1 protein-coding gene and 6 rRNA genes (1 of these 7 cut by a window edge) are annotated in these 7,244 nt (G+C 46.8%); all 7 read left to right on the top strand.

The genetic code is table 11. The features are described 5' to 3' along the window. Positions 1 to 182 (top strand): 23S ribosomal RNA (locus tag UFO1_RS22135) (it extends 2,750 nt beyond the left edge of the window). Positions 183 to 282: 100 nt separating this feature from the next. Next, positions 283 to 399: ribosomal RNA gene (gene rrf, locus UFO1_RS22130) — 5S ribosomal RNA — on the top strand. Between the two features lie 165 nt (positions 400 to 564). After that, positions 565 to 681 (top strand): 5S ribosomal RNA (gene rrf, locus UFO1_RS22125). A 316-nt stretch (positions 682 to 997) separates the two neighbouring features. Further along, positions 998 to 2,556: ribosomal RNA gene (locus UFO1_RS22120) — 16S ribosomal RNA — on the top strand. A gap of 307 nt (positions 2,557 to 2,863) precedes the next feature. Next, a 23S ribosomal RNA gene (locus tag UFO1_RS22115) occupies positions 2,864 to 5,795 on the top strand. A 91-nt stretch (positions 5,796 to 5,886) separates the two neighbouring features. After that, positions 5,887 to 6,003, top strand: a 5S ribosomal RNA gene (gene rrf / locus UFO1_RS22110). Together the 16S, 23S and 5S rRNA genes form the textbook arrangement of a ribosomal RNA operon. A gap of 118 nt (positions 6,004 to 6,121) precedes the next feature. Next, positions 6,122 to 7,207 (top strand): aminofutalosine synthase MqnE, encoded by a 1,086-nt coding sequence (gene mqnE / locus UFO1_RS22105; protein ID WP_038675565.1) that lies wholly within the window; start codon positions 6,122 to 6,124, stop codon positions 7,205 to 7,207. Positions 7,208 to 7,244: the final 37 nt, after the last annotated feature.

The raw sequence follows: 7,244 nt of genomic DNA, 5'->3' as shown, positions 1-7,244 counted from the left end.
GGTAGCTACGTTCGGAAAGGATAAACGCTGAAAGCATCTAAGCGTGAAACCAGCCTTAAGATGAGGTCTCTCATAGCGTAAGCTAGTAAGTCCCCTTGTAGATGACAAGGTTGATAGGCCAGGTGTGTAAGTCCAGCAATGGATTCAGCTGACTGGTACTAATAGGACGAGGGCTTGACTTAATTTAGTTAGTAGCGCAGCTACTAACGACTAACATGTAGTCTTTCTTCTGTGAAGTTTTGAAGGAACATATGAAAATATGTACTTCTTTAAAAACTTTAATCCGGTGACGATAGCTAAGGGGTTCCACCTGTTCCCATACCGAACACAGTAGTTAAGCCCTTATACGCCGAAAGTACTTGGTTGGAAACGGCCTGGGAGGATAGGTAGTTGCCGGTTAGAGCACTCATTATTTTGTGAGTGCTCTATTATTTTCTCTAAAAAAAGGTAAGCTTCAGTACGTGAACGAGTCGTAGAGTTAAAATGATGTTAGCATTGTAATGCTAAGGTCGCGACTTACGAAAAACTTTGGAAAAACATCAAAGTTTTGGTTCGCTGCTTCAATCTGGTGACGATAGCTAAGGGGTTCCACCTGTTCCCATATCGAACACAGTAGTTAAGCCCTTATACGCCGAAAGTACTTGCTTGGAAACGAGCTGGGAGGATAGGTAGCTGCCAGTTAGAACACCATAATAGGATGTTCTTCTAAAAAAAGTACTTGACATAACGTGTGACTTGATGTTATGCTAGGTAAGTTGTCAGCGAGACTGGCAATAAGTGCTAAAAGAAAAATGTTGACATGCTGTAACAAACGTGTTAACATAGAGATCCGCCTTAAGAAGCGGTAATGTGTTCCTTGAAAACTAAACAATGTAAGTAAGGTTAAAATAAGCCAGATGTGCGGTACTCGTTTGAGTACAAAACAAAGTTAATCCACTTCGGTGAGATTGACAAAAAGCTAGTTTTTTAAAGAGCCATCAAGGTTCTCTAATATAATTTATTGGAGAGTTTGATCCTGGCTCAGGACGAACGCTGGCGGCGTGCCTAACACATGCAAGTCGAACGGAGATTTCAGCAATGGAATCTTAGTGGCGAACGGGTGAGTAACGCGTAGACAACCTACCTTCTAGATGGGGACAACACTGCGAAAGTGGTGCTAATACCGAATGTTGTATTTTAGATGCATATTTAAGATACTAAAGGTGGCCTCTATTTATAAGCTACCACTAGAAGATGGGTCTGCGTCTGATTAGCTAGTTGGTGAGGTAATGGCTCACCAAGGCGACGATCAGTAGCCGGTCTGAGAGGATGAACGGCCACACTGGGACTGAGACACGGCCCAGACTCCTACGGGAGGCAGCAGTGGGGAATCTTCCGCAATGGACGAAAGTCTGACGGAGCAACGCCGCGTGAGTGAAGAAGGTTTTCGGATCGTAAAACTCTGTTTTCAGGGACGAATGTGCGATATGTGAATAATGTGTTGTAATGACGGTACCTGACAAGAAAGCCACGGCTAACTACGTGCCAGCAGCCGCGGTAATACGTAGGTGGCAAGCGTTGTCCGGAATTATTGGGCGTAAAGCGCGCGCAGGTGGGATAATAAGTCTGATGTTAAAGTTCGGGGCTCAACCCCGTGAAGCATTTGGATACTGTTATTCTTGAGTGCAGGAGAGGAAAGTGGAATTCCTAGTGTAGCGGTGAAATGCGTAGATATTAGGAGGAACACCAGTGGCGAAGGCGACTTTCTGGACTGTGTCTGACACTGAGGCGCGAAAGCCAGGGTAGTGAACGGGATTAGATACCCCGGTAATCCTGGCCGTAAACGATGGGTACTAGGTGTTGGGGGTATCGACCCCTCCAGTGCCGGAGTTAACGCAATAAGTACCCCGCCTGGGGAGTACGGCCGCAAGGTTGAAACTCAAAGGAATTGACGGGGGCCCGCACAAGCGGTGGAGTATGTGGTTTAATTCGACGCAACGCGAAGAACCTTACCAAGGCTTGACATCGTCTGATGACTCTAGAGATAGAGAGTTCTCCTTCGGGAGACAGATAGACAGGTGGTGCATGGCTGTCGTCAGCTCGTGTCGTGAGATGTTGGGTTAAGTCCCGCAACGAGCGCAACCCTTATCCTATGTTGCCAGCACGTAATGGTGGGAACTCATGGGAGACTGCCGTGGATAACACGGAGGAAGGTGGGGATGACGTCAAGTCATCATGCCCCTTATGTCTTGGGCTACACACGTACTACAATGGGCTTTAATAGAGGGTAGCGAAGCCGCGAGGTGAAGCCAAACCCAAAAACAAGCTCTCAGTTCGGATTGCAGGCTGCAACTCGCCTGCATGAAGTCGGAATCGCTAGTAATCGCAGATCAGCATGCTGCGGTGAATACGTTCCCGGGCCTTGTACACACCGCCCGTCACACCACGAAAGTTGAGAGCACCCGAAGCCGGTGAGGTAACCAGCAATGGAACCAGCCGTCGAAGGTGAGATCAGTGATTGGGGTGAAGTCGTAACAAGGTAGCCGTATCGGAAGGTGCGGCTGGATCACCTCCTTTCTATGGAGATTTGAATCATTGAAATACATGGTTCTAATCCAAGGTCGACACATCTGGTTGTTCATCTACTTACATTGCTTAGTTTTGAGGGAATACGTCCTTGTTGCTACAAGAAATTGTAGTGATAAGAAATGTAGTACCTTATATGTTCTTTGAAAACTGCACAGAAGAAAGCAAAGTAATAATTCTAATAGCAATATTAGGGTGATTACCGAGCATGTTAGGATTTTTTAAAAAACGTATGATCCTTTGGGATTGTACACCACTAATGATTGTTCATTTATGAGCAGTCGATTAGCAAGACATAAGTCAAGCTAATAAGGGCATACGGTGGATGCCTTGGCGCCAAGAGCCGATGAAGGACGGGGTAAGCTCCGATAAGCTAGGGGGAATCGCAAGCAGGTTTTGATCCCTAGATTTCCGAATGGGGAAACCCAACAGTGGTAATGCACTGTTACCCATACCTGAGAGTATGAGGAGGGCACCTGGGGAACTGAAACATCTAAGTACCCAGAGGAAAAGTAATCAAGTGAGATTCCCTAAGTAGCGGCGAGCGAACGGGGAAGAGCCCAAACCGAGTCAGTTTACTGATTCGGGGTTGAGGACCGGCATAATTCGAGTCAGGCTTAGTCGAACTACCTGGAAAGGTAGACCATAGGGGGTAACAGTCCCGTAGACGAAAAGCAGAGCAAGATGGCCGAGTTCCAGAGTACCACGAGACACGTGAAACCTTGTGGGAAGCAGGGGGGACCACCCTCCAAGGCAAAATACTCCTTGGCGACCGATAGCGTATAGTACCGTGAGGGAAAGGTGAAAAGCACCCCGGGAGGGGAGTGAAAAAGAACCTGAAACCGTATGTCTACAAGCAGTTGAAGACCCTTATGTGGTCAACAGCGTGCCTATTGAAGAATGAACCGGCGAGTTACAGTAACTAGCGAGGTTAAGCAGAAGATGTGGAGCCGCAGCGAAAGCGAGTCTTAATAGGGCGAATAGTTAGTTGTTGTAGACCCGAAACCGCAGTGATCTATCCATGGCCAGGTTGAAGCGCAGGTAAAATTGCGTGGAGGACCGAACTCGTGAACGTTGAAAAGTTTTGAGATGAGTTGTGGATAGGGGTGAAATGCCAATCGAACGCGGAGATAGCTGGTTCTCCCCGAAATAGCTTTAGGGCTAGCCTCAAGAAATAAGTACAGACGGTAGAGCTCTGATTGGGCTAGGGGCCTTATAGGTTACCGAACTCTGTCAAACTGCGAATGGCTGTACTCGGACCTTGGGAGTCAGACTGCGAGTGATAAGACCCGTAGTCAAGAGGGAAACAGCCCAGACCATCAGCTAAGGTCCCAAATGCCGTACTAAGTGGCAAAGGATGTGGAACTTCAGAAACAACCAGGATGTTGGCTTAGAAGCAGCCACCATTTAAAGAGTGCGTAATAGCTCACTGGTCGAGAGGTTTTGCGCCGAAGATGTCCGGGGCTAAAGTACGGAACCGAAGCTATGGATTTGTACCTTTGGTACAAGTGGTAGGGGAGCGTTCTATACGCTTTGAAGCAGTACCGTAAGGAGCTGTGGAGTATATAGAAGTGAGAATGCCGGTATGAGTAGCGAAAAGACAAGTGAGAATCTTGTCCACCGAAAGCCTAAGGTTTCCTGAGCAACGCTCGTCGTCTCAGGGTAAGTCGGGGCCTAAGCCGAGGCGTAAATGCGTAGGCGATGGACAACTGGCAAACATTCCAGTACCACCCACATCCGTTTGAGTGATGGAGTGACACAGAAGGGTAAGTAATCGCATGAATGGAAGAAATGCGTCTAAGCTTGTAGGGTGTTTAGTAGGCAAATCCGCTAAACGAATAGCCTGAGGAGTGACGGGGAGTTGCTAGCGATAGCGATGAACTTACTGATCCCACACTGTCAAGAAAAGCTTCTAGCGAGGCTGTGGGTGCCCGTACCGCAAACCGACACAGGTAGGCGGGGAGAGAATCCTAAGGTGCGCGGGAAAACCCTCGTTAAGGAACTCGGCAAAATGTCCCCGTAACTTCGGGAGAAGGGGAGCCCTTTTAGGTGATTACCCTTGCGGTATGAGCTAAAGAGGGTCGCAGAAAAGAGGCCCAAGCGACTGTTTACCACAAACACAGGTGCCTGCTAAAGCGAAAGCTGACGTATAGGTGCTGACACCTGCCCGGTGCTGGAAGGTTAAGGGGAGTGCTTAGAAGCAATTCGAAGGTGTGAACTGAAGCCCCAGTAAACGGCGGCCGTAACTATAACGGTCCTAAGGTAGCGAAATTCCTTGTCGGGTAAGTTCCGACCCGCACGAAAGGTGTAACGACTTGGGCACTGTCTCAACGAGGGACCCGGTGAAATTGAAATACCTGTGAAGATGCAGGTTACCCGCGACTGGACAGAAAGACCCCATGGAGCTTTACTGTAGCCTGACATTGAATTTTGGTAAATGATGTACAGGATAGGTGGGAGACTGCGAGATATGTACGCTAGTATGTATGGAGTCATTGTTGGGATACCACCCTTTATTTACTGGAATTCTAACTTTAATAGTAACGACATTAAGGACAGTGTCAGGTGGGCAGTTTGACTGGGGCGGTCGCCTCCGAAAATGTAACGGAGGCGCTCAAAGGTTCCCTCAGCGCGGCCAGAAATCGCGCGAAGAGTGCAAAGGCAGAAGGGAGCTTGACTGCGAGACGTACAGGTCGAGCAGGGACGAAAGTCGGACTTAGTGATCCGGTGGTACCGCGTGGAAGGGCCATCGCTCAACGGATAAAAGCTACCCTGGGGATAACAGGCTAATCTCTCCCAAGAGTCCATATCGACGGGGAGGTTTGGCACCTCGATGTCGGCTCATCACATCCTGGGGCTGTAGTAGGTCCCAAGGGTTGGGCTGTTCGCCCATTAAAGTGGTACGTGAGCTGGGTTCAGAACGTCGTGAGACAGTTCGGTCCCTATCCATCGCGGGCGCAAGAGACTTGAAGGGAACTGCTCCTAGTACGAGAGGACCGGAGTGGACGAACCAATGGTGTACCAGTTATCCCGCCAGGGGTACAGCTGGGTAGCTACGTTCGGAAAGGATAAACGCTGAAAGCATCTAAGCGTGAAACCAGCCTTAAGATGAGGTCTCTCATAGCGTAAGCTAGTAAGTCCCCTTGTAGATGACAAGGTTGATAGGCCAGGTGTGTAAGTCCAGCAATGGATTCAGCTGACTGGTACTAATAGGACGAGGGCTTGACTTAATTTAGTTAGTAGCGCAGCTACTAACGACTAACATGTAGTCTTTCTTCTGTGAAGTTTTGAAGGAACATATGAAAATATGTACTTCTAAAATCCAGTGGCGATAGCTAAGGGGTTCCACCTGTTCCCATACCGAACACAGTAGTTAAGCCCTTATACGTCGAAAGTACTTGGTTGGAAACGGCCTGGGAGGATAGATAGTTGCTGGTTAAAGAAAAAACGCTCACTTTTTGTGAGTGTTTTTTTATATATTATATGTTTTTTTACTATTTTGCAGGAAGACAATGCTTTTTTGGGGAAGAATACAAAATGGAAGGAGTGTCATTATTTGAATAAAATTTTAGATGAAATAGAGAAAAAGGTTATCAACGGGATTCGACTTACGAGGGAAGACGGCATTGCTCTATTTGAAAGTAATAATTTGACTTGGTTGGGTTATTTAGCAGATATAGTTAGACAACGTGTGAGTGGTGACTATGTATATTTTAATGTCAACCGCCATATTAACCTAACAAATGTTTGTACTGCTCGATGTGACTTATGTGCCTTCGGCTGTGATGCGGATAGCGCCCAGTCTTATACAATGACAAAAGAGAAGGCCTTAGAAATTGCTACACAAGCCGCTAAAGACAGTGATCTTAGAGAATTACATATAGTAAGTGGGCTTCATCCGGATTGGCCTTTTACATATTATGTTGACGTTATAAGGGCATTAAAGAAGGCATTACCTCACATTCATTTGAAGGCTTTTACAGCCGTAGAAATAACTTATTTTGCGAAGATTTCTGGTAAGTCTGTTACGGAAGTATTAGAAGAGTTACAGGATGCAGGGCTGGATTCTATGCCAGCGGGTGGGGCAGAAATTTTATCCGACCGAGTGAGGGCAGAAATTTGCCCCAAGAAAGCAACGGCAACAGAATGGCTAGAGGTGGCCCGTACTGCCCATAAATTGGGAATTCGCAGTAATGCTAGTATGCTATATGGGCATATTGAGACAATTGAGGAGCGCGTAGATCATTTATTATCCTTACGAAAGTTGCAGGATGAAACGGGTGGTTTTCAGACTTTTATTTGCTTTCCTTTTCATCCGAATAATACGGAGCTCGGTAAACGGGTTGACCGGACTTCCGTATGGGATGAGCTTAAAACTATGGCAATTTCTCGTTTGTTGCTAGATAATTTTAAAAATATTAAGGCATATTGGGTTATGCTAACATTGCCTATAGCCCAAGTGGCATTAGGATTTGGTGCAAATGATATTGATGGTACAGTAAGTGAAGAAAAAATAATGCACGCTGCAGGAGCAAAATCAGCTACATCTCTCAGTAAAGAAGATATTATTGCGGCCATTCGTCAGACAGGGCGTATTCCTGCTGAACGAGATTCTATGTACAATATAGTTAAAATATTATAGTGAAAAAAGAACAGCCTAACGAATATAGCGGCTGTTC

Source organism: Pelosinus sp. UFO1 (assembly GCF_000725345.1).
In the GTDB taxonomy this organism is placed as follows: Bacteria; Bacillota; Negativicutes; order DSM-13327; family DSM-13327; genus Pelosinus.
The sequence above is the reverse complement of the archived record's forward strand: the minus strand, read 5'-3'. Positions and strand labels throughout refer to the sequence as shown.